Below are 24,088 nucleotides of genomic sequence, written 5' to 3'. Positions count from 1 at the left end.
ATTCGTCGCAATCACCAAATAAAATGAGAGCAGTATGAAGCATACAGTTGAAGTCATGATCTCTGAGCAAGAAGTTCAGGATCGAGTGAACGAACTAGGCAAGCAGATCACGGAGCACTACCAAGGTAGCGAAGATCTAGTTTTAGTTGGCTTATTGCGCGGATCTTTTGTCTTTATGGCGGATCTTGCTCGTGCTATCGATTTAACTCACCAAGTGGATTTCATGACTGCGTCTAGCTACGGCAACGGCATGGAAAGCTCACGTGATGTTCGTATTTTGAAAGACCTTGATGATGACATCCAAGGTAAAGATGTTCTACTTGTAGAAGACATTATCGATACTGGTAACACGCTGACTAAAGTAAAAGAAATTCTGAGCCTGCGTGGTCCTAAATCTATCGAAATTTGTACGTTATTAGACAAGCCTTCTCGTCGTGAAGTCATTGTAGACACAAAGTGGATTGGTTTTGAAATCCCAGATGAATTCGTTGTTGGTGTGGGTATCGACTACGCACAAAAATATCGTCACCTACCGTACATCGGTAAAGTTGTACCTCAAGAGTAATAACGACTCTGTTGAACACAAACAAAAAAGGCTCGCAAAACGCGAGCCTTTTTTATATCTATTCTTTCTTATATCTATTGGTTAGACGTTAAGAATTAACCTAGGATTGGAGACGATAGGATTTTATCAAGCGCCGCTAAATGGCTGTTTTCTAAAGTATCATTACTTGAGCAACGAACACCAAGATCTTGCAGCTTGCCATTACCAATACCATAAACCACACCGTGGATTTCAATATCTTGTCCACGTTCCCATGCGCTTTGCATGATGGTCGAGTTACCAAGATTGTAGACTTGTTCTGCAACGTTAATTTCGCATAACTTGTCACCCCATTGTTCACGAGGCAGAGATTCAATTTGCTTACGGTACTTAAGATAGTTATCGCGTATGTGGAGTAGCCAGTTGTTGATAAGACCCAGTTTAGGGTTATCTATCGCTGCGTTAACACCGCCACAGCCGTAGTGACCACAAACAATAACGTGTTTCACTTTGAGTACATCGACAGCGTATTGCACTACTGATAAGCAGTTTAGGTCGGTATGAACTACTTGATTAGCGACATTTCGGTGAACAAACAGTTCGCCAGAATACAAACCAGTGAGACGCTCGGCTGGAACGCGGCTATCTGAGCAGCCTATCCATAGAAAACCAGGGCTTTGACCCTCTTCAAGCGTTGTAAAATACTCTGGTCGTTGAGAGCGAATTTCTTCTGACCATTTAGAGTTGTTTTCAAAAAGCTGTTTAATCTCTGGCATTTTGCGTCTTACATCCCTTAATTAAGAACTCTAACTATACACAATGTTACAAATTCAATCTTGTAAAAACTGTGTCAAATAGTACTCATCTGACGTGTACTAGTCGTTAAAATCATTAACTTAGCGTAAAAGGCATAATCCGAATATAAGAGACGAATAGTGTGATTAAATTAACACTTTCTGAACCGTTGATACATTTGTTAAAGTGATAAGGTTTGTCATTTCATCATCAGGAAGGTGTGTTTTGTTTGGAAGTCGTTTTACGGATATCAATCTCAAAGGAGATATGTTTGGCGGTGTAACTACAGCCATCATCTCATTGCCTTTAGCGTTGGCATTTGGTGTCGCTTCTGGTGCGGGCGCGGAAGCTGGCCTTTGGGGCGCCATCATGGTGGGCCTATTTGCGGCATTGTTTGGTGGCTCAAGCAGCTTGATATCAGAGCCTACCGGGCCGATGACAGTGATCATGACGGCAGTAATGACCAGCATGGTGGCCAAGTACCCTGAAACCGGGATGGCAATGACCTTTACCGTGGTAATGATGGCGGGTGCTTTTCAGATATTACTCGGTACATTAAAACTAGGAAAGTACGTCACTTTGATGCCATATAGCGTGATATCTGGCTTTATGTCCGGTATCGGCGTGATTCTTGTCATTCTGCAACTTTCTCCTTTGCTAGGGCACGCAGCCCCTTCTGGCGGAGTGATGGGCACACTTTCGGCACTTCCTGATACGCTAGCAAATCTGAAAGTCAGTGAGCTGTTTTTGGGGGGGTTAACGCTTGGTATCCTTTTCGGTTTTCCTGCTAAATATCGTAAGTATGTGCCCGCTCAATTGGTCGCTTTAGTGGCTGTAACGCTCTTATCCGTTATTATCTTTGATACCGATTCTATTCGCCGTATTGGTGAAATTCCCGCAGGCTTACCTTCTCTTGTTATTCCGACTATCAGCTCTGAGCAATTCACCACAATGGTTATCGATGCTTTGGTGCTAGGTACTCTTGGTTGTATTGATACGCTTTTGACTGCGGTTATCGGAGATTCATTGACTCGTAAAGAGCATGATTCAGACAAAGAACTTCGTGGCCAAGGCATTGCGAATATGATTTCTGGTCTGTTTGGTGCGCTACCCGGTGCGGGCGCAACCATGGGCACCGTGACCAACATTCAGGTAGGGGCTCGTTCTCCGCTTTCTGGTGTTATTCGTGCTTTGGTGCTTGCGCTAGTGGTATTGGTTGCGGGAGGCTTAACAGAACCGATCCCTATGGCGGTGTTGGCTGGTATCGCGATGTATGTCGGTTTCAACATCCTTGATTGGAGTTTTATTCAGCGCGCACACAAGGTGAGTTATGCCGGCATGGGTGTCATGTACGGTGTGATGTTATTAACCGTATTCGTTGATTTAATTATTGCGGTCGGGCTGGGCGTTTTTATCTCAAACATTCTGATCATTGAAAGGCTGAGTCGAGAGCAAGCTAGACAAGTTAAGGCGATCAGTGATGGCGATGATGAAGACGATATCCCATTAACTGACAGTGAACGTCAGTTACTGGATAGTGCCAATGGTAAAGTGCTGTTCTTCTACCTTTCTGGGCCGATGATATTCAGTGTTTCAAAAGCGATTTCACGTCAACACTCGAGTATTTCTGATTATGAAGCGATGATCTTAGATCTAACTGATGTGCCTATGATTGATGTTACCGTTGGTTTAGCGCTAGAAAATGCGATTAAAGATGCCCTAGATGCGCAGTGTGAAGTGTACTTATTGTGTCCTAATGAGAATACTCGTCAGCAATTAGAAAAATTCCATGTGATTGACCTTGTACCTGAATCCAATACTTATCGATTCAGATATGAAGCCCTGACAGCTGCAACAAGCTATGTTGATAGAGATGAACATCAATTTGAGTCAGTTTAATCTTCAGCAATAATTTCACATGAATCAGTTATAGACGCCAAATATAGTATTTGTGATTAATGCCGTTAAGTTAATAACTTAACGGCATTTTTTATGTTTACTGAACACTGAATAGCTCTTTACGTACCTAATATTCTTGTTCGCTTTCGAAAGAAAGCCTCACTCGGTATTTGTATTAATCGTTAATCAACGATAAACTTGTTTGCAAAATGGCCGAGTAAACAAGTTTGAGTTAGTTTTCTGCTAGCTCGTATTAAGCATTACTCTCTTCCTCAAATTCGGCCATCAACATCTTATCTATAGCAAATGGCAGTCTATCTCTATGTATGCATTAGAAATTGAGCAACTAAGAAAAACTTATGCAGGGGGCTTTGAGGCTCTTAAGGGCGTGAGTTTACAAGTAGAAAAAGGCGACTTTTACGCACTACTTGGCCCAAATGGTGCGGGTAAATCCACCACCATTGGTGTTATCTCTTCACTGGTTAATAAAACGTCAGGCAAGGTGAAAGTGTTTGGCTACGACATTGATACCGATCTGGAGTTAGCGAAGTTGAACTTAGGTTTAGTCCCGCAAGAGTTTAACTTTAACCCGTTCGAAACGGTTGAGCAGATCGTGCTACAACAAGCCGGTTACTACGGTGTACCGAAAGCTCTTGCTAAAGAACGCGCTAAAAAGTACTTATCTCAGCTCGATTTGTGGGAAAAGCGTGGCGAACGTGCGCGTAACTTATCTGGTGGTATGAAGCGTCGTTTGATGATCGCGCGTGCACTGATGCATGAGCCTCATTTGTTAATTCTTGATGAACCAACGGCGGGTGTTGATATTGAATTGCGTCGTTCAATGTGGGAATTCCTCAAGGAGATCAACGAGAAGCAGGGCATCACCATTATTTTAACTACGCACTATCTAGAAGAAGCGGAAATGCTGTGTCGTAACATTGGTATCATCAATCGTGGTGAGTTGATTGAGAACACCACAATGAAGTCGCTGTTGGGTAAGTTGAGTGCCGAGACCTTTATTCTTGATCTTGAAGAGGGTGCGACTGAACCTAAACTTGAAGGTGTGAATAGCCAAGTGATGGTTAATGGCTCGCTAGAAATCGAAATCGACAAGAATCGAGGTTTGAATACCATCTTTGATCAATTGAGTGAGCAGCAGGTAAAAGTTCTCTCTATGCGTAACAAAGCAAACCGCCTAGAAGAGCTATTTGTGAGTATCGTCCGTGAGGGGAATAAATAATATGTACAGCCTATATTGGACCGCTTTCTGCAGCTTGTTGACCAAAGAGATCAATCGCTTCACGCGTATCTGGGTGCAAACTCTGGTGCCGCCAGCGATTACCATGACGCTTTACTTCATCATCTTCGGTAACCTGATTGGTGCGCGTATTGGTGAAATGAATGGCTTTAGCTACATGGAATACATTGTGCCCGGTCTGATCATGATGTCGGTGATCACCAACTCATATTCCAACGTTGCTTCATCGTTCTTTAGTGCCAAATTCCAGAAGAACATTGAAGAGCTGCTTGTAGCACCTGTTCCTAACTACGTGATTATCGCCGGCTTCGTAATGGGCGGCGTGGTGCGTGGCTTGTTAGTGGGCACTATCGTCACCTTTGTATCGCTGTTCTTTGTTGACCTTCAAGTCGACCACTGGGGCGTGATCATTGCGACGGTATTTCTCACGTCGGTTGTGTTTGCTCTGGGTGGCTTGATCAACGCGGTATTCGCACGCACGTTTGATGATATTTCTATTATCCCAACCTTCATTTTAACGCCGCTGACGTATCTCGGTGGTGTGTTCTACTCGATCAGTCTATTGCCTGAATTCTGGCAAGGTGTATCGAAGTTGAACCCTATCGTGTATATGGTAAACGCGTTTAGATATGGTTTTTTGGGTGTGTCTGATGTGGGTATTGTGACGTCGTTTGGCGTACTAGGTGTGTTTATTGTCGTGCTGTATGGCATTGCACATTACTTAGTTACAAAGGGGATCGGCTTACGTAGTTAACTTTTAGTTATCCAAGAGCTATTAGTTATCCAAGAGCTATTAGTTATCCAGGATCTATTAGTTATCTAGGAGCTATTAATTATCCTGAATCGCAGGCAAAGAAAAAGGTCGATATTACATCGACCTTTTTTATGTTTTTCATTTGTGCTTTGCGGTATAACCTGGTTTACGTAAAGAGAAGAAAGCGATTACTCAGCAGTTTCTTCTTTCACTTCTTCTTTCGTTTCCGTGACCAAATCTAAAACTTGGTTGTCGATAAGACGAGTCTTACCTAGGAAAGCCGACATTAGAATCACTGCTTGAGTCGATTCTGAAGTGATCGCTTGTAACGTTTTTACATCACAAATGAATATTTCATCCGGTTGTAGGTCTGCTGCGCGCAGTTGGTCTGTTGCATCTTCAATGACAGACGCGTAATCATCACGACCACCACGAATAGCACTGCTGATCCAACGCATAGTGCGCGCTAGAACTGGAGCTCGCTGACGTTCATCAATCGTTAGGTTGCTATTGCGAGAGCTCATGGCTAAACCATCCATTTCACGAACAGTCGCTACGCCCACAACTTCAATGTCTAGCGCTAAGTCAGTTGTCATCTGGCGAATCACAGCAAGTTGTTGGAAATCTTTCTCACCGAAGCATGCAAAGTCTGGCTGAACGATATTAAACAGTTTCGTGACAATTGTTGATACACCGCGGAAATGACCTGGGCGAGAGGCACCTTCAAGCATATGAGATATACCAGGGACTTCAACAAACGTCTGTTTGTCCAATCCATCTGGGTACATAACCTCTGGTGTTGGCGTAAAGACTAACTCAACACCTTCGCCTGTTAGTTTGTTTAAATCGGCTTCTAACGTACGAGGGTAGTTATTTAGGTCGTCGGCGCGATCAAACTGCATTGGGTTAACAAAAATGCTTACAACAACAATGTCAGCCAGTTCACGAGCTTTCTTGACCAGAGTTAGGTGACCTTCATGTAGGTTTCCCATTGTTGGGACAAAAGCAACCGTACGTCCATCACGCTTAAACTGTTTAATCTGCTCACGAAGAGCCGCTATTTCAGCAAAAGTTTGCATAGTTACTCCTAAGCGATTGTATGAGCATCATCAGGGAAACGTGCGCTCTCTACTTCTTCTTTGTATAGAGCGACGGCTTTACGCATATCACCTGTTTCAGCTAGGAAATTCTTAGAGAATTTCGGCATGTAGTTCGCAGAAATACCGAACATGTCATGCATAACCAAGATCTGACCATCGGTAACATTACCTGCGCCGATGCCGATAACCGGTACGTCACAAGCTTCTGTAATTCTTTTTGCTAATGAAGCTGGTACACATTCAAGAAGAACGATTTGAGCACCTGCATTTTGTAGTGCTAGCGCATCAGCAACCATTTTATCGGCTTGCTCGTTGTCACGACCTTGAACTTTGTAACCACCAAAAATGTTTACCGATTGAGGCGTTAAGCCTAAGTGTGCACATACTGGTACAGCACGTTCTGTTAGCATCTTCACAGTTTCAATCAACCAGCTTCCGCCTTCGATTTTCACCATATTCGCACCAGCGCGCATTAAGGTTGCTGCGTTCTCACAGGCTTGCTCTGGTGTGGCGTAACTCATGAATGGCATGTCAGCCATAAGAAGACAGTTTGGGCTACCGGCACGCACTGAGCGAGTATGGTAAGCAATATCTTCAACGGTTACTGGTAATGTATCGTTACGACCTTGTAGAACCATGCCAAGTGAGTCACCGACAAGTAGAACTGGCATATCTTGGCTTTCGAATAATTGAGCAAAACTCGCATCATAAGCTGTCGACGTCGCGAATTTACGGCCTTCTTGTTTGCACTTGATTAGGTCGTTAATGGTTACTTTTTTCATTGATTTTCCTTAATGCGCTTGGCTATTGCTGCCAAACATTGAGCCCGTTCTTATCTACTATTTTTAGTAGTTCTGTCAGCTCAGTCCCATCAGGGAGTTGTAAACTTGGTGCGATTTCAGCAAGCGGGTAGAGCACAAACTCTCTTTCTTTCATTCCGTAATGAGGAACGGTTAAGCGCTCTGAATCGATCACCTCATTGCCGTATAACACGATATCGAGATCCAAGGTTCTTGGACCCCAACGCTCGTCTTTACGGACGCGCCCTTGCTCTTGCTCGATCTTTTGAGTGCAATCAAGCAGTTCAATTGGCGTTAATTCTGTTTTAATTGCTACTACCGCGTTGATGTAGTCGGGTTGGTTTTGCGGCCCCATTGGAGTGCTACTATATAGCTGTGAGGTCGCAACAAACGTTGTTCGCGGAAGATTCTTTAGCGTTTCGATAGCCAAGTTTGCTTGGCTAACAGGGTCGGCAAGATTACTGCCGACCGCAATGTAAGCCGTTATCATTCTGATTGCTTACTCTTTTTGTTCCTGTAAGTCTTACGGCGGCGATGACCCGACTTTGATGGTGCTGCTACGTCATTAGCCATCGCTTGACGCATATTGCGTCCTGCTGTCTGATAACGCTCCCACCATTTTGCTAGTTCTTTGGTTTCGCCACCTTCAATTTCGCCACGCATTTCTAGGAAATCGTAGCCAGCACGGAACTTATTGAGTTCCATCAGGCGAACGGCACGTTTACCGTTGCGGCGAGGCAGTCGTAGTTGCAGTTGCCAAACTTCGCGAATGGTTGCGGTATGGCGACGAGGAATCGCAATTGATTTTACTTGTCGATCAAGAATGATGTTACTTGCTTCCATGATCGCATCGTAGTGCGCCATACCCTGTTCAGCGACAAGCTTGTCTGCCAACTTGTTCATTGGGTACCAAAGCATTGCAGCAAACATAAACGCGGGGTTTACTCGCTTGCCATCTTCGATGCGAAGGTCAGTCGAGTCGAGTACCAAATCAAGCATCTGCTCGGTATGTGAGTCGTAGCCTTCTGTGAAGTGTTCCGCTACTGAAGGGAACATCTGCTGGAACAGGTTGTACTCACGCATCAAGTGGTAGGTTTCTAAACCGTGACCTGATTGCAGTAATTTTAGAGACTCTTCGTAAAGGCGCGCTGCTGGGATATCTTTTAGAAGGTGTGCTAACTCTTCAATTGGGTCGGCTGTATCTTCCTCAATATCAAAATCCAGTTTAGCGGCGAAGCGCATTGCACGTAGCATGCGTACTGGGTCTTCGCGGTAACGCGTTTCTGGATCGCCAATCAGGCGGATCAGCTTATCTTCTAAATCTTCTACACCACCCGCGTAATCGTGGATGCTATAGTCTGCAATGTTGTAGTACATCGCATTGATTGTGAAGTCACGACGTTCTGCATCTTCATCAACATTGCCGTACACGTTATCGCGTAGCAACATACCTTCTTCAGATTGCGCAGAAACGTTTTTCGATGGCTCTTGGTGGTGGCCACGGAAAGTTGCTACTTCAATGATGTCACGACCAAACATGATATGTGCCAAGCGAAAACGTCGACCGATAAGGCGACAGTTTCTGAATAGGTGCTTGATTTGCTCTGGCGTTGCGTTGGTCGCGATATCAAAATCTTTTGGCTGAGAGCCCAATAAGATGTCGCGTACACCACCACCGACTAGAAATGCGTCAAAACCCGCACCATTCAGGCGATATAACACTTTAAGTGCATTGTCGCTGATCTGCTTGCGTGAAATATTGTGCTCTTGACGAGTATAAATATTCAGAGCTAATTCGTGGAATCCGCGTTGTTCGCTTGGGGTATTGTCGTTTGTATTCATTAGTTTATAACAAAGTAGGTATCGCCAGCTTTGTTTTTCTCTTAGTCCAAAGTGGTAGTGCAGAGTTTAATTGCGGCTAATAATAGCTTAGCGCGAGCCATTTGAGAACATCGTCTGCTTAGTCACAGGTATTTGTTACGGTATTTTTATGTATCGTTATTGCGATTTGCCGTTAGTTTCGAACTCATTGCTGTGCTCTTTTTGTAAACTATCAGGTAACTGATAGACGTTCCATTGCTGGCAGCCCCACAATAAAATTTCATCTATTGACGCCTCGAAAAGAGCATTCGGGATATTAAAACCTAAGAATCGCATCGCATTGATTAACGTCGGTTTTGGGTTGTCGAGATCTATCGCGGTGGCATGATTTTGTTTTGACAGTTTATTCCCCAAGCCATCGGTTGCCAATGGTAAGTGCAAGTAGCTCACGTTTTTTTGCTTGAGCGTCTTATACAAACTGATTTGTCGACCTGTTGGTTCTATCAGATCTGCACCTCTAACGACTTCTGTTACCCCTTGTTCGATGTCATCAAGGACAACTGCCAAGTTATAGGCAAACAACCCATCTCTGCGCTTGATAATAAAATCTTCTTCAGCCAATGCTTTGGGAATTTGAATCGTGCCGTGACGAACATCGTCAAAGGACTCGATGGGAAAGTCCATACACAAGCGCACCGCCTGTTCGCCTGAATCAACCAAACCTTTGTCTCGGCAGTGGCCACTATAAAACCCACCCAAGGACTTTATTTGCTTACGGGTACATTGACAGTAGTAGGCCTGATTGTCAGTGACCCATTGATCAATTTGAGCTTGATATAGGTCATGACGCTGGCTTTGATAAACGACTTCACCGTCCCAATACAGGTGGTAAGCCTCAAGCGTCTTAAGAATGAGGTCTGCAGCGCCAGCCATTTCTCTTGGCGGATCGAGGTCTTCCATACGAACTAACCATTGTCCTTGGTTAGATTTCGCTTGAAAGTAGCTACCAAGAGCAGCAACCAGTGAGCCAAAATGAAGAGGACCTGACGGTGATGGTGCAAAGCGTCCGATATAATTCATGAGTGAGAAACCTAATCTTGATGGTACCGCAGTAGCCGATTCTTAAGACGTTTGGTGATTAGTTTATCGCTATCAACAACGATATAAACCACTTTTTAAAACAAACAAAAAAGGGAGCCAAAGCTCCCTTTCTTTACATCCGCAAGAATTAACCTTGCATCTGTTTCTCTTTGATCTCTGCAAGTGTTTTACAGTCAATACAAAGGTCAGCAGTTGGACGAGCTTCAAGACGACGAATACCAATCTCGACACCGCAAGAGTCGCAGAAGCCGAAATCGTCTTCTTCGATCTTATCTAGTGTCTTCTCAATTTTCTTGATAAGACGGCGCTCACGGTCACGGTTACGTAACTCTAGGCTGAATTCTTCTTCTTGAGAAGCTCGGTCAACAGGATCTGGAAAATTCGCTGCTTCGTCCTGCATGTGGTGCACAGTACGATCAACTTCTTCCCTGAGCTGGTTGCGCCAAGCTGATAAAATTTTTGTAAAATGTTCCGTTTGCTCAGGTGACATGTACTCTTCACCTGTCTTTGCTTGGTACGGTTCAACACCTGCGATGGCTAGGATGCCTAGCGCTTTTTTCTTAGATTCTGGCATACAGCATCTCCTATTTACACCTAGTCAACTGCAAAGCAGCTAATTTTAAGGCGGGTATCTATAGCAGAAAGAACGAATGGTGGCAAATACTCTTGTTAAAACTTGCAATCAATGTGAATAGTTCAGCATTTTTGCTTAGCTATTGATAAATTCAACGGCTTGTTTTAGTTGTATTTGAGTACTGCTGAGCTCTGCTTTATAGCAAAGCACTTCAACTCCAGCGTCTTGTGCTTGTTTTAGTAATAACGAATATTTGGCGTCTATATGGTGTGCCGCAGACACTTTTTCAATGCCTGAATGTAAAACAGTGAATAAAAGTACGGCTCTACTTCCAGATTCGACCATTTCTGTGAGTTCTCGCAGATGTTTTTGGCCTCTAGTTGTCACTGCATCAGGGAAAAAACCTTGCCCTTCGGTCGACGCTTGTTGTTTAGTTGATATTTGTTGCTTAGTTGACACTTCTTCGTCGAGCAAAGTGACGCTTTTTACTTCGATATAGCAAGGCGGCTTTTCGTTATCTTCAAGCAGAATATCAATGCGACTATTCTCACTGCCATATTTCACTTCGGTTCGTAACGCGTTATAACCTAAGAGTTCAACTATAGTCCCATTTTCAATTGCTTCCACCGCTAGCTGGTTTGCCCGCGCAGTATTTACACAAATACGGTGACCTTTGTCTGTTTCTGAGATCTCCCAGCTGTTTGGGTACTTTCTTTTTGCATTGTCTGACGTTGAGTACCACACCGTATTGCCAGGAGTCGCACATCCTGTCATCGCTCCGGTGTTAGCGCAGTGGATAGTACGCTCGCTGCCGTCTGGAAGTTGGATGTCAGTGAGAAAGCGTTTATAGCGTTTAATAAGAGTCGCTGGCTCTAATGGAGGATTGAAGTGCATATTACTTATTTAGAGAGGTAGGTTTTTATGTACAATGTTGCCAACATTACACCACAAGGTTCACCCATTGCCACAACTGCCCATAGAAGCTGTGATGCCAGATCTGCTCGCTGGCGTACAAACACACACTCAACTTATTCTAAAGGCCGCTCCCGGTGCCGGTAAGTCAACATTCTTCCCTTTACAGTTGGTTAAAACTAATGCTGTTCAAGGCAAAATCATTATGCTTGAACCAAGGCGTTTGGCTGCAAGGAATATTGCTACTTACTTAGCGAGCCAACTAGGAGAGAAAGTGGGAGAGAGCATAGGTTATAGGGTTCGTGGTGAATCTAAAACCAGTAGTGCGACTCGCTTGGAAATCGTGACTGAAGGGATCATGACGAGAATGATCCAAACCGACCCTGAATTGACAGGGGTTGATATGGTGATCTTTGATGAATTTCATGAACGCAGCATTCACGCAGATACTGCATTGGCGTTTAGCTTGGAGATCCAAGATGCGCTGCGTGACGATCTAAAAGTGGTGGTGATGTCGGCAACCTTAGATCAACACGCTCTGCAATCTTTGTTACCTGATGCCAAGTATGTTGAATCGCAAGGCCGAACTTTCCCTGTCGACTTCCGCTATCAGCCATTAGGCTCGAATGAATATTTAGCACCTAAGATGGCCAACGTGATTCGTTCTCTGATGGAGAAAGAATCGGGTTCACTTTTGGCTTTCTTACCGGGTGTCTCGGCGATAAAACAAGTGGAATCACAACTTGGGCAACTTGTCAGTGATATTGACGTGTGTCCGTTGTATGGCCAATTGAGTTTTGAACAGCAGCAGAGAGCGATCGCGCCATCGGTGAAAGGGCGTCGAAAAGTGGTATTAGCCACTAACATTGCGGAAACTTCTTTGACGATTGAGGGGATTCGTTTAGTGGTTGATTCGGGGTTAGAACGAGTTGCAAAGTTTGATTTGAAAACCGGTATTACCAAGCTTGAACAAGTGAAAATTTCGCAGTCTTCTGCTGAGCAAAGAGCGGGTCGTGCTGGGCGAATCGAAGAAGGCTTATGTGTTCGCTTGTACAGCGAAACACAGCTTATGCAGCAACCTGCTGTACCAGAACCTGAAATTCTTCATTCTGATTTGTCTTCGTTGGTGTCTGAATTGACGCAATGGGGCGCTGCGAGTGCTGATGAACTGCAATGGTTAGACGTTCCACCAAAAGCTTCAACAGAACAAGGTAAGCAACTCTTACAAAATCTGGAACTGTTAGACGCTAATGGGCAGTTCACTTCGATCGGTAAGCAAGCTCAGCGCCTAGGCATTGAGCCGCGTATCGCTAGTATGCTGATCAAAGCTCAGCAAAACAGTCCAGCCTTGTTGAATGTCGCGATTGTCGCTGCCGCTTTACTCGAAGATCCGGAACGCAATGTGACGGATATTCAACACTCGCTACATCGACTTAAGCAAAGAAAGCACTCGAAAAACAGTGTTGTGATGCAGCGAGCGAAAAGTCTCGCCAGCAAACTCAATCATCACTTAGATTTGTCACAAGTTGACGAATCATTGCTACCATTAGTGCTTTGTTTTGCATTCCCAGACCGAATTGCACAAGCGAGAAGTGCGAGCAGCAGTGCTTTTCTTCTGGCGAATGGTCACGGTGCTGAAGTTCGTGATGATGATCCATTGGCGAATAATGACTATATCGTTGTGATTGATTTGATGCGCAGCACAGGGCGAGCCAGTCAAGTTTTCTTAGCTACCGCGGTTGATATTGCGCAGCTAGAAGTTGAATTTCCAAAACTGTTTGTGTGTTCCGATTACGCCGATTGGGATGAGAAACGTGGTCGCTTAGTTGCCGAGCAGCGAGTGTCTTTGGGCAAGCTGATTATCAGCACCAAAGCTTTACCAGAACCCGATGCGAATCAGGCGAGCCAAGCGCTACTCAATTATATCGCTCGCTGCGGACTGGAGCGTTTACATTGGACGTCTTCAGCTAAACAGCTCGTTGAGCGTGTACGCTGCGCACAGCTTTGGATGCCAGAGCATGATTGGCCAGCGATGGATGATGCGAGTTTGGTTGAAAATCTTGATGAGTGGCTATCACCCTATCTGAATGGCATTAAGTCAGCCAAAGGGCTGTCGAATGTATCGATTGAACAAGCATTGTCGGCTTATCTTGGCTGGCCTCTGAATCAAGAAATAGATCAATGGCTACCGACTAATTACCTGATGCCTACGGGCAGTAAGAAGTCGATTCGATATCAATATCAATCTGAGCCAATGATCTCTGTTCGAATGCAGGAAGTCTTTGGTGAGCAAGATTCACCCTTGATTGCCCAAGGGCGTAAAAAGGTCGTGCTTGAGTTGCTCTCTCCTGCGCAACGACCACTGCAAATTACTCAGGATTTAGCCGGCTTTTGGGCTGGCGCGTACAAAGAAGTACAAAAAGAAATGAAAGGCCGTTACCCCAAACATCCTTGGCCGGATGACCCTGCTAACCATGTAGCAACCACTAAAACTAAACGACAGTTGAACCGATGATGACCAAAATGTTAACGCCAAAAAAGGCACCACCTAAAAAAGCGCCAGCAAAGAAGTCACCAACGACCAAAGCCAAGCCTAGAAAGCCAAGAGCGTCAGCGAAAAAGACTAAACCTAAGGCTAAGCCGTCTGGCAAGAGAGGTTGGTTGAAGATTCTGTGGGGCATTTCTTGGAAAGCTGGCTTAGCACTTGCCGCATTGCTGTTGTTCGTCGGTATTTATCTGGATTCAGTGGTTAAGCAGCGTTTTGAAGGTCAGCTTTTTGATCTGCCAACCGTTGTTTATGCTCGTGTGTTGGATCTGTCTCCTGGTACTGCCGTTAGTTTGGTACAAGTCAAAAATGAATTGGATGTGCTGAATTACCGTAAAGTGAATTCTCCTCGTCACCCAGGTGAGTACTCTTCTTCTTCAACCAAGATTGAAATGATTCGTCGTCCGTTCGAGTTTGTCGATGGACCGGAAGCGGATCGTCATGTAATGCTGCATTTCAACGGTAACGAGTTAACTCGTATACAGTCGCTAGAGAAGAAAGGCGACATGGGCTATCTACGTGTTGAGCCGAAAATGTTGGGTATGCTTGAAAAAAGTAACGATGAGCAACGCCTGTTCTTAAAACGTAATCAGTTCCCAGAAGTGATGGTTGATGCCTTATTAGCAACTGAAGACCGAAGCTTCTATCAACACGATGGGGTATCGCCATTAGCAATCGCTCGTGCAATGGTCGTTAACGTCAAAGCTGGGCGAACGGTACAGGGCGGTAGCACGCTGACACAACAGTTGGCAAAAAACCTATTCCTGTCCAGTGAGCGTACATTGTGGCGTAAGGTTCGTGAAGCCTACATTGCGCTTATCTTGGACCATCGTTACAGCAAAGACCGTATTCTAGAGGCTTACTTAAACGAGGTTTACCTTGGTCAAAATGGTGGGCAAGCGATTCATGGCTTCGGTTTAGCGTCTCGTTTGTATTTCGGTCAACCTATTCAAGAGCTCCGCATCGATCAACTAGCATTGCTGGTGGGTATGGTGAAAGGACCGTCGTATTACAATCCGGTTCGTTACCCTGAGCGTGCTAAGACTCGACGCGATCTGGTTCTTCGCTTATTGATGCAGCAAGACATATTAACTCCGCGACAATACGAAGAAGCGGCGAGTCGTGATTTGGATATTCAAGACAACCCACGTATTGCTAGTCGTCAGCCAGCTTACTTCCAGCAAGTAAACATTGAGCTTAAGAAGTATGTAGGCGATCGATTTGAAGCGAAAAAAGGGATTCGAGTCTTTACCTCTCTGGATCCCGTTTCCCAAGACAAGTTAGAAAAGTCGATTGCTCGTAAAGTGCCTGATTTATCGAAAACGGCAGGTAACAAACTGGAAGCCGCAGCTATTGCCGTGGATCGCAATACTGGTGAAATTCGAGCGATGGTCGGCGGTAAACGTACCGGTTACGATGGTTTTAACCGTGCTTTGAACGCGAGTCGCCCTATTGGTTCTTTGGTTAAGCCTGCCATCTACTTAACCGCATTAGAGCAACCTCAGAAGTATACGTTGGCGACAACATTGAAGGACACGCCACTGAGCTTGAAAGGCAGTAAGGGTAGCGTATGGAGCCCAAGAAACTTCGATCGTAAGTTCCGTGGCGATGTACCCTTGTATGTGGCGCTTTCTAAGTCTTACAACGTACCAACGGTTCGCTTGGGGATGCAGTTAGGCATTGATAGCGTCTCAGATACCATTGGAAAACTGGGTGTCGATAAAAACGAAATTCGCCCAGTACCGTCGATGTTTTTGGGTTCGTTCTCACTGACTCCGTTCCAAGTTGCTCAGATGTACCAAACCATTACCAACTCTGGTCGCATTGCGCCTTTGTCTGCGCTTCGTTCGGTTATTGATAATGATGGTGAGGTTCTGTATCAATCGATTCCTCGTGTATCGCAAAGCGTTGACCAGCAAGCAGCTTGGTTAACAACCTATGCGATGAAGCGGGGTGTATCGGAAGGTACAGGTCGTTTCTTACAAGGTCAATTTGCATGGGCTGGGTTAGCTGGTAAAACGGGCACAAGTAATGACAGTCGAGATAGTTGGTTTGTTGGTGTTGATGGTCGTGAAGTCACGACGATTTGGTTAGGCCGAGATGATAATAAACCGACTAAACTAACCGGTTCTAGCGGTGCGTTGCGTGTCTATGCCGATTATCTGAAGCAAAGAACGCCTGAACAACTATTACTGCCTTGGCCAACAGGAATTGCGACCGCTAGCTTTACTCGAACTTCTGAAGGGGCGTTAGAGTTTGATTGTGGTGGTACAGTCAAATTGCCGGTCTGGGATAAAAGTGGCAGCATTAAAAAGGGCTGTGAAAGTCAACCAAAACAGTGGCTAAAGAAGCTTTTTCAGTGGTAAAGTCATAACAGAAAAGAATGACAAGGATAGTTTAGATAATGATTTCTCGTTGGTTAGTGAGTAGCTTGGGTATTGTCGGTACTGTGATCAGTTTTCAACTGTTTGCCGCTACTGCAGCACAGGTTGATTCATCAGAACATGTTGAACTTAAAGAAGCTCATAAAAGGCCAACCGTTGCTGTCGTTCTTGCTGGTGGTGGGGCAAAAGGTGCAGCTCACATCGGTGTGCTTAAAGCCCTAGAAGAGATGCAAATTCCGGTTGATTACATTACCGGTACCAGCATGGGCGCATACGTTGGTGGTCTTTATGCGACAGGGATGAGCGCAGATGAGATCGAGAGCTTTATTTATACGGTTGATTGGAATCGTGGTTATCGCGATCGCGTTGACCGTAGTGATCGCCGTGTGCGAGACAAAGAATATGAAGACCGTTATCAACTGAATACCGATCTCGGTTTAGGTTGGGGCGAAATCAAAGCCAGAAAAGGTGTGGTTCAAGGTCAGAATATGTTGCGTATTCTGCGCGAGACCACTGGTAATTTATCTCCCCTCGATTCTTTCGACAGCCTCGCTATTCCATATCGCTCTGTCGCAACCGATATTATCGACCTTGAAGAAGTCGTGATCGATCATGGTCACCTTGTTGATGCGATGATGGCGAGTATGTCAGTACCTGGAGCACTTCCTCCTTATGAAGTTGATGGGCGAATGTTGGTCGATGGTGGTGTCACTAATAACATGCCTGTTGATGTTGCTAGAGCGATGGGTGCTGACATAGTTATTGCGATTGATATCAGTACTAACTACAAAAGCAAAGAAGACTTCACTAACTTTTTAGCCGCAGCAGACCAACTCTCTAATTACCTTGTTCAACGCAGCACTCAAGAGCAAGCCGCGACGTTAACAGACGATGATTTTTTCCTACGTCCTGATGTTGGGCAAATGGAGACCACCGAGTTCGATAAAATGCCGACGGCTTATCATGCTGGATACGAAGCAACAAGGCAGTATACGGATCAGCTTTCTAAGTTGGCTCTCTCTAACGCAGACTATCAAAAGTATATCGATCATAAACAGCAAGCTCGAAAGCAGCTAAAACATGGCGACCAGACTGTCGTTGATAGAGTTATTATTAACAACAACACCCACTATTCAGATAAGTTGATCGAAAATCGTTTAAACCTCGATTCTGGTCAGGTTGTTAAAACCAGTGAAATCGAATCTAAAGTGAAAGATCTTTATGCTTTAGATCGGTTCGAGTTGGTTACTTATGAATTTGAAAATGTTGATGGCGAGGATCAACTGCTGGTCGATGTGAACGAAAAATCTTGGGGTCCCAACTATCTCAATTTTCGATTTTTTCTTGAAGATGATTTCTCGACTACCAGCCAGTATTCGCTCGGTGTCTCTGCCAACTTTACCGATATTAATAAGCATGGTGCAGAGCTAAGAACTAATATCGAGATGGGTACTGACAAACGCATTGAGGCGGAACTCTTCTCACCATTCTTTTCGAGTCAAAAGTTGTTCACATCTGTGTCTATTGCTTACAGCAACCAGAATCGAAACCTGCCAGCAGGAATCGGCGAGATTGGAGAACCTACACTGGATGCAACCAAAGACTACTTACCAATGTCTTATCAAGAGTATCTGAGTGAATTTGCATTGGGCTATCAACCGACATTGTGGCAAGAACTGAAATTTGGTGCACGTTATACAGATGGCAGTATTGAGGTGGCATCATTACCTTCACTAGGAAGTGGTGGCTATAAACGTATTGGTGCCTTTGCCAGTTATAGATTGGATACACTAGATAACTTCAGTCTTCCTACCGAAGGTTATTTTGTCGATTTAGAGTACCTTATCTCTCATGACGATTTTGAGAATGAAAGCTCTAATGGTGGTTCAGATTTCTCTTCTGAGAGTGATACAGTCTTTGAACTTTCGGCCAATTTTATGGCAGCACAAAGCATTGAAAAGCATACTTTAGTCGCAAAGGTTGATTACGGCATCGTAGAAAGTAAAAACTCAGTCTTTCCGATTGATCCGAAAGAGCTAGGAGGGTTCCTCAATCTATCCGGTATTCCAAGAAATAGTTTGATCGGTCAGAACTTAGCTTACACCAGTTTGATCTACCGTTATAAGTGGTTTGAAAATGACTTCGGCCTCTTTGAATCACCGTTCTACGTGGGCGCCTCTATTGAACATGGTGGTGTTTGGTCGAACAATGACTTAAAACTGGATGAAGCTCCAATGTATACTGCAGGCTCTGTTTTTGCGGGTGTCGACTCACCCATCGGGCCGATCATATTAGCTTATGGTCGAACCGAAGATAACTTTGATTCGGTGTATCTGATTGTCGGTACTTCCTACAAATAATCATGCGTAGAGTCACCGTTTAACTGCGTAAATAGGCAAAAATAGTGGGACTTTCGTCTTAACTTGCTATGTTGGTCAAAATGATAAGATTTTAATTTAACGTTAAATTTGCTATTCTACCGCCCACAGTTTGGCCTCTATGATGCCGCTCATCAATACAAATTGAATGACAAAAATGGCAATGGAGAGCCAAGTTTCCAAGGATGTTCGCTTCTTAATTTTACTAATAATTATGAAGGTAAGAAGTGAACCGCAATGAGAGGAAAAAAGTCGTGCTTGAAGCCTACCGTAAACACGTCGAAGAACGTGCTGCCGAGGGAGTTGTCCCAAGACCACTAGATGCTGAGCAAGTCGCTGGCCTAGTTGAACTTCTAAAGAATCCACCTCAAGGTGAAGAAGAAATCATTCTTGACCTACTAGAAAATCGCATTCCACCGGGTGTAGATGAAGCTGCTTACGTAAAAGCTGGCTTCCTTACGGCTATCACTAAAGGTGAAGTAGCTTCTCCACTAGTAAGCAAAGCAAAAGCTGCACAACTGCTTGGTACTATGCAAGGTGGTTACAACATCGAGTCTCTAGTGTCTCTGTTAGACGATGCTGAGCTTGCTCCAATCGCAGTTACAGCCCTGTCTCATACTCTACTGATGTTCGATGCGTTTTACGATGTAGAAGATAAAGCGAAAGCAGGTAATGCTTCAGCACAACAAGTACTTCAATCTTGGGCTGATGCTGAATGGTTTACAGCGAAAAACAAAGTAGCGGAAAAGATCACCGTTAAAGTATTTAAAGTTACCGGTGAAACTAACACTGATGACTTATCACCAGCGCCTGATGCATGGTCACGTCCTGATATCCCAGTGCACGCGAAAGCGATGCTGAAGATGGAACGTGATGGCATTACTCCTGATGAACAGGGTAGCGTTGGTCCAATCAATCAAATTGAAGAAATGCAAAAAGACGGCATTCCACTGGCTTACGTTGGTGATGTTGTTGGTACAGGTTCTTCACGTAAATCGGCAACAAACTCAGTACTTTGGTTCATGGGTGAAGATATCCCATTCGTACCAAACAAGCGTACTGGCGGTGTTTGTCTGGGTGGTAAAATTGCACCAATCTTCTACAACACAATGGAAGATTCAGGCGCACTACCCATTGAACTGAACGTACAAGACATGAACATGGGCGATGTCATTGATATCTACCCGTACGAAGGTGTTGTTCACAAGAACGGTTCTGTGATTTCAAACTTTGAGCTAAGCAAAGTACTTCTTGATGAAGTGCGTGCTGGTGGCCGTATTCCACTGATCATTGGTCGTGGCCTAACGGGTCGTGCTCGTGATGCTCTAGGCCTAGCTGAAACCGATCTGTTTGCTAAACCAATCGATCCTTCTGCTTCTGATAAAGGCTACACATTAGCTCAGAAGATGGTAGGTAAAGCGTGTGGCGTTGAAGGTGTGCGTGCGGGTCAGTACTGCGAACCTAAAATGACGACAGTGGGCTCTCAAGATACTACGGGTCCTATGACGCGTGATGAGCTGAAAGATCTGGCTTGTCTTGGCTTCTCTGCGGATCTTGTGATGCAGTCTTTCTGTCACACATCTGCATACCCGAAACCAGTTGATGTAAACACTCACCATACACTGCCTGATTTCATCATGAACCGCGCGGGTGTTTCACTTCGTCCGGGTGATGGTGTTATCCACTCATGGTTAAACCGTATGCTTCTTCCTGATACTGTAGGTACAGGTGGTGACTCGCATACTCGTTTCCCTCTAGGTATTTCATTCCCTGCTGGTTCTGGTTTGGTAGCATTTGCTGCGGCAACAGGCGTTATGCCTCTTGATATGCCTGAATCTATCTTGGTTCGCTTTAAAGGCGAAATGCAACCGGGTATCACACTACGTGACCTAGTACATGCAATTCCGCTTTACGGCATCAAGCAAGGTCTACTAACGGTAGAGAAAGCAGGAAAGATCAATGAGTTCTCTGGTCGTGTACTAGAAATTGAAGGTGTTGAGCACCTATCTGTTGAGCAAGCATTTGAACTTTCAGATGCATCAGCTGAGCGTTCTGCGGCTGGTTGTACGGTTAAGCTATCTCAAGAGTCTATCGATGAGTACCTGAACTCGAATATCGTTATGCTTAAGTGGATGATCGCTGAAGGTTACGGTGATGTTCGTACGATTGAGCGTCGTATCACGGCAATGGAAGAGTGGTTAGCGAACCCTGAGTTGCTATCTGCTGATTCAGATGCGGAATACGCGCACGTTATCGAGATTGATCTTGCTGACATCGATCAACCAATCCTATGTGCGCCAAACGATCCAGATGATGCTCGTCTTCTTTCTGACGTTCAAGGCACTGAGATTCAAGAAGTGTTCATCGGTTCTTGTATGACCAACATCGGTCACTTCCGTGCTGCAGGTAAGATGCTAGAAGAGTTTAATGGCTCTTTAAATACTCGCCTATGGGTTGCTCCGCCAACTAAGATGGATAAAGACCAACTGACAGAAGAAGGCTACTACGGCATCTTCGGTCGTGCTGGGGTTCGTATTGAAACTCCGGGTTGTTCATTATGTATGGGTAACCAAGCTCGTGTTGCTGATGCTTCGACGGTTATGTCTACGTCTACTCGTAACTTCCCGAACCGTTTAGGTAATGGTGCGAACGTTTATCTAGCTTCTGCTGAACTTTCTGCTGTTGGTGCGATTCTTGGTCGTATCCCAACTAAAGAAGAGTACTTAGCGTACGCTGAGAAGATCAATGCAACCGCTGCCGATACTTACCGTTACTTGAACTTCCATAAAATGGGTCAGTACACGGATAAAGCAGACACAGTTATCTTCCAAGAACCAGCTTAGTTCCTCGTTATATTTGTAGCTGCAGTGTTGTTGACTGCGTACGTTCACCGGAGCGCCGGCCGCCCTAGTCACATAGAGCTTCTATGCTCATAGGGATGAACGTACTTGTCGCCTAGCTGCAACTCCAACTATTTAGAGGAACCCAAATGATAGAGCGTCTACTTCGGTAGGCGTTTTTTTATGTCTGAATGTTAGTTTACGAGCGACTCGATCTCTTGATGACTTCGCTATATACTCTCGCCTCATTTTTTACCCTATCTGTCATTAGTGCACGGAGCCTTTATGGAATTTGAATTTACACGAAACACTTTAATGGGCGAGTACTATGTAAAGTGCAGCATGGGTCATGAAATTGTTGGCCGCTGGCTTCAAGAAGAGATCGGGAAAGATAAGCAGAAACTGAATCATGTGATGGCGTTGATTGAGCAATCTCGACAAGATCTGAGCAATGAAGTGACGCTACTAGGCAAAGAGATCAGCCTAGCGATCAATGAAGACGACGTAACGATTCAAGAAAATGTGCTAGGGCACGAACAAGAGATGGAAGAGGGTAGTGAGTTCGATTTCTATAATTGTGAAAGCGAAGCAAGCTGCGGAATTGACGATTTCGAGTTGCTCATCGAACGTTGGATTGATTTTTTAGGTTACTAGTTGCTAATGATTTTGCATCGTGAAAGTTTCGTTGCCCAAAACTAGAGCAACGACAGTGCAACGCATTAAGATAGTGAAAAGGCCGCACCACATTGGTGCGGCCTTTTTCGTTTCTAAAACGGTATTGTTTCTATTTTATTTAAAATCAACAACTTAAATTTATGGCACGCTACTTGGATTGTAATAAGAGTATTAACGGATTAAGTGAAGAATTTAAGGAAAGAATATGAAATTAATAAATGCCATTGTAAAGCCATTCAAATTAGACGATGTACGCGAAGCGCTCTCTGATGTGGGTATTGAAGGTATGACGGTTTCTGAAGTGAAAGGCTTTGGTCGTCAGAAGGGGCACACTGAATTGTATCGTGGTGCAGAGTACCAGGTGGACTTCCTACCCAAGGTAAAGCTAGAGATTGCAACCCAAGCTGAAAATGTTGACCGAGTTGTTGAAGCGATTAGCCAAGCGGCGCACACCGGAAAAATCGGCGATGGCAAAATTTTTGTGTATGACCTAAGCCAAGCCGTACGAATTCGTACTGGTGAAATGGATGCTGAAGCACTTTAAAGAATTACAAGGACTGGAGACTTTAATATGGAACTTACAACAACAGTAACGGAACTACGTTACGCACTAGACACTTTTTTCTTCCTCATCTCAGGTGCGTTGGTCATGTGGATGGCTGCAGGCTTCGCAATGCTTGAAGCTGGTCTAGTTCGTTCAAAGAACACCACAGAAATTTTAACTAAGAACATTTGTTTGTACGCGATTGCTTGTACGACTTTCTTAGTCGTTGGTTACAACATTATGTATGTCGATAACGGCGAAGGTGGCTGGTTACCGTCATTTGGTACTCTGATTGGTACTCAAGGTGAAGGTGCAGACCACTCATTAGAATCAGACTTCTTCTTCCAAGTCGTTTTCGTTGCAACAGCAATGTCTGTGGTATCTGGCGCGGTTGCTGAGCGAATGAAACTTTGGTCATTCCTTATCTTCTCTGTCGTGCTAACAGCATTCATCTACCCAATGGAAGGTTACTGGACTTGGGGCGGTGGTTTCCTATCAGAAGCCGGCTTCAGTGACTTTGCTGGTTCAGGTATCGTACATATGGCTGGTGCTTCAGCAGCCTTAGCGGGTGTTCTTCTGCTGGGTGCTCGTAAAGGTAAATATGGTAAGAACGGTGAGATCTACCCGATTCCAGGTTCAAACATGCCACTGGCAACGCTAGGTACATTTATCCTTTGGTTTGGTTGGTTCGGTTTCAACGGTGGTTCTCAACTTATGGTTTCTGACTTTGAGAACGCGACAGCGGTTGGCCAAATCTTCCTTAACACCAACGCAGCAGCAGCAGCAGGTGCTATCGCAGCACTACTAGTATGTAAAACGACTTGGGGTAAAGCTGACCTAACAATGATTCTTAACGGCGCGTTAGCTGGCCTAGTAGCAATCACTGCAGATCCTTTATCACCATCACCTTTATTTGCTGTAGCGATTGGTTCGGTATCTGGTGCATTGGTTGTATTCAGCATCATCGCTCTAGACAAAGCTAAGATTGATGATCCAGTAGGTGCTATATCGGTACACGGTGTGTGTGGTTTCTTCGGTCTAATGGCTGTGCCACTAAGCAATGCTGATGCAACGTTTGGTGCTCAACTATTGGGTGCAGCAGTAATCTTTGCATGGGTATTCGGTGCTAGCCTAGCGGTATGGGCAGTGCTTAAAGCAACAATC

Annotated in this window: 19 protein-coding genes; 11 read left to right on the top strand and 8 right to left on the bottom strand. The window is 44.7% G+C overall.

Annotation, left to right across the window (positions count from 1 at the left end):
• Positions 1-34: 34 nt before the first annotated feature.
• The gene (hpt, locus tag MED222_RS08220; RefSeq protein ID WP_009847591.1) at positions 35-565 is read left to right on the top strand and encodes a hypoxanthine phosphoribosyltransferase; all 531 of its coding nucleotides are present in this window, start codon (positions 35-37) and stop codon (positions 563-565) included.
• 95 nt (positions 566-660) lie between these two features.
• Here hpt and can read toward each other — a convergent pair whose 3' ends face one another.
• A complete protein-coding gene (gene can / locus MED222_RS08225) occupies positions 661-1,320 on the bottom strand; it encodes a carbonate dehydratase (protein ID WP_009847590.1) in 660 nt (219 codons plus the stop codon).
• Between the two features lie 286 nt (positions 1,321-1,606).
• Between can and MED222_RS08230 the strand changes: the two genes are divergently transcribed.
• The 3 genes from MED222_RS08230 to MED222_RS08240 all read left to right on the top strand — a co-directional run bounded on the left by MED222_RS08230 (position 1,607) and on the right by MED222_RS08240 (position 5,250).
• Positions 1,607-3,238, top strand: a complete 1,632-nt coding sequence (locus tag MED222_RS08230) for a SulP family inorganic anion transporter (RefSeq protein ID WP_009847589.1) — start codon at positions 1,607-1,609, stop codon at positions 3,236-3,238.
• 322 nt (positions 3,239-3,560) lie between these two features.
• Positions 3,561-4,478 (top strand): ABC transporter ATP-binding protein, encoded by a 918-nt coding sequence (locus MED222_RS08235; RefSeq protein WP_009847588.1) that lies wholly within the window; start codon positions 3,561-3,563, stop codon positions 4,476-4,478.
• Position 4,479: 1 nt separating this feature from the next.
• A complete protein-coding gene (locus MED222_RS08240) occupies positions 4,480-5,250 on the top strand; it encodes an ABC transporter permease (protein ID WP_009847587.1) in 771 nt (256 codons plus the stop codon).
• A 188-nt stretch (positions 5,251-5,438) separates the two neighbouring features.
• Here MED222_RS08240 and panC read toward each other — a convergent pair whose 3' ends face one another.
• The 7 genes from panC to sfsA form a co-directional block, all read right to left on the bottom strand.
• The gene (gene panC / locus MED222_RS08245) at positions 5,439-6,329 is read right to left on the bottom strand and encodes a pantoate--beta-alanine ligase (RefSeq protein ID WP_009847586.1); all 891 of its coding nucleotides are present in this window, start codon (positions 6,327-6,329) and stop codon (positions 5,439-5,441) included.
• Positions 6,330-6,337: 8 nt separating this feature from the next.
• Positions 6,338-7,132 (bottom strand): 3-methyl-2-oxobutanoate hydroxymethyltransferase, encoded by a 795-nt coding sequence (panB, locus tag MED222_RS08250; protein WP_009847585.1) that lies wholly within the window; start codon positions 7,130-7,132, stop codon positions 6,338-6,340.
• 22 nt (positions 7,133-7,154) lie between these two features.
• On the bottom strand, positions 7,155-7,640 hold the full coding sequence (gene folK / locus MED222_RS08255) for a 2-amino-4-hydroxy-6-hydroxymethyldihydropteridine diphosphokinase (protein WP_009847584.1): 486 nt from the start codon (positions 7,638-7,640) through the stop codon (positions 7,155-7,157).
• Entirely contained in the window at positions 7,637-8,992 is a 1,356-nt protein-coding gene (gene pcnB / locus MED222_RS08260) for a polynucleotide adenylyltransferase PcnB (protein ID WP_009847583.1), read from the bottom strand. Before pcnB ends, folK begins: the two co-directional genes overlap by 4 nt.
• A gap of 156 nt (positions 8,993-9,148) precedes the next feature.
• The gene (gluQRS, locus tag MED222_RS08265; protein ID WP_009847582.1) at positions 9,149-10,051 is read right to left on the bottom strand and encodes a tRNA glutamyl-Q(34) synthetase GluQRS; all 903 of its coding nucleotides are present in this window, start codon (positions 10,049-10,051) and stop codon (positions 9,149-9,151) included.
• A 148-nt stretch (positions 10,052-10,199) separates the two neighbouring features.
• Positions 10,200-10,646, bottom strand: coding sequence for an RNA polymerase-binding protein DksA (dksA, locus tag MED222_RS08270; protein WP_009847581.1), 447 nt, complete (start codon positions 10,644-10,646; stop codon positions 10,200-10,202).
• 135 nt (positions 10,647-10,781) lie between these two features.
• Positions 10,782-11,540, bottom strand: coding sequence for a DNA/RNA nuclease SfsA (gene sfsA, locus MED222_RS08275; RefSeq protein ID WP_009847580.1), 759 nt, complete (start codon positions 11,538-11,540; stop codon positions 10,782-10,784).
• A gap of 94 nt (positions 11,541-11,634) precedes the next feature.
• On the opposite strand from sfsA, the gene hrpB reads away from it, so the two are divergent.
• The 7 genes from hrpB to MED222_RS08310 form a co-directional block, all read left to right on the top strand.
• On the top strand, positions 11,635-14,073 hold the full coding sequence (gene hrpB / locus MED222_RS08280) for an ATP-dependent helicase HrpB (RefSeq protein ID WP_032555279.1): 2,439 nt from the start codon (positions 11,635-11,637) through the stop codon (positions 14,071-14,073).
• Positions 14,070-16,469 (top strand): penicillin-binding protein 1B, encoded by a 2,400-nt coding sequence (mrcB, locus tag MED222_RS08285; RefSeq protein ID WP_032555268.1) that lies wholly within the window; start codon positions 14,070-14,072, stop codon positions 16,467-16,469. Before hrpB ends, mrcB begins: the two co-directional genes overlap by 4 nt.
• A gap of 38 nt (positions 16,470-16,507) precedes the next feature.
• The gene (locus tag MED222_RS08290) at positions 16,508-18,847 is read left to right on the top strand and encodes a patatin-like phospholipase family protein (protein ID WP_009847577.1); all 2,340 of its coding nucleotides are present in this window, start codon (positions 16,508-16,510) and stop codon (positions 18,845-18,847) included.
• A gap of 272 nt (positions 18,848-19,119) precedes the next feature.
• Entirely contained in the window at positions 19,120-21,708 is a 2,589-nt protein-coding gene (gene acnB, locus MED222_RS08295) for a bifunctional aconitate hydratase 2/2-methylisocitrate dehydratase (protein WP_009847576.1), read from the top strand.
• 282 nt (positions 21,709-21,990) lie between these two features.
• Positions 21,991-22,359: a YacL family protein gene (locus tag MED222_RS08300; protein WP_009847575.1), complete on the top strand. Its 369-nt coding sequence runs from the start codon at positions 21,991-21,993 to the stop codon at positions 22,357-22,359.
• Between the two features lie 226 nt (positions 22,360-22,585).
• Positions 22,586-22,924, top strand: a complete 339-nt coding sequence (gene glnK / locus MED222_RS08305) for a P-II family nitrogen regulator (protein WP_004738200.1) — start codon at positions 22,586-22,588, stop codon at positions 22,922-22,924.
• A 27-nt stretch (positions 22,925-22,951) separates the two neighbouring features.
• Positions 22,952-24,088 (top strand): ammonium transporter (locus MED222_RS08310; protein WP_009847574.1); only part of this gene is annotated, 1,137 nt, incomplete at its 3' end.

The sequence above is a fragment of the Vibrio sp. MED222 genome, from assembly GCF_000153005.1.
Lineage (GTDB): Bacteria > Pseudomonadota > Gammaproteobacteria > Enterobacterales > Vibrionaceae > Vibrio > Vibrio tasmaniensis_A.
The sequence above is the reverse complement of the archived record's forward strand: the minus strand, read 5'-3'. Positions and strand labels throughout refer to the sequence as shown.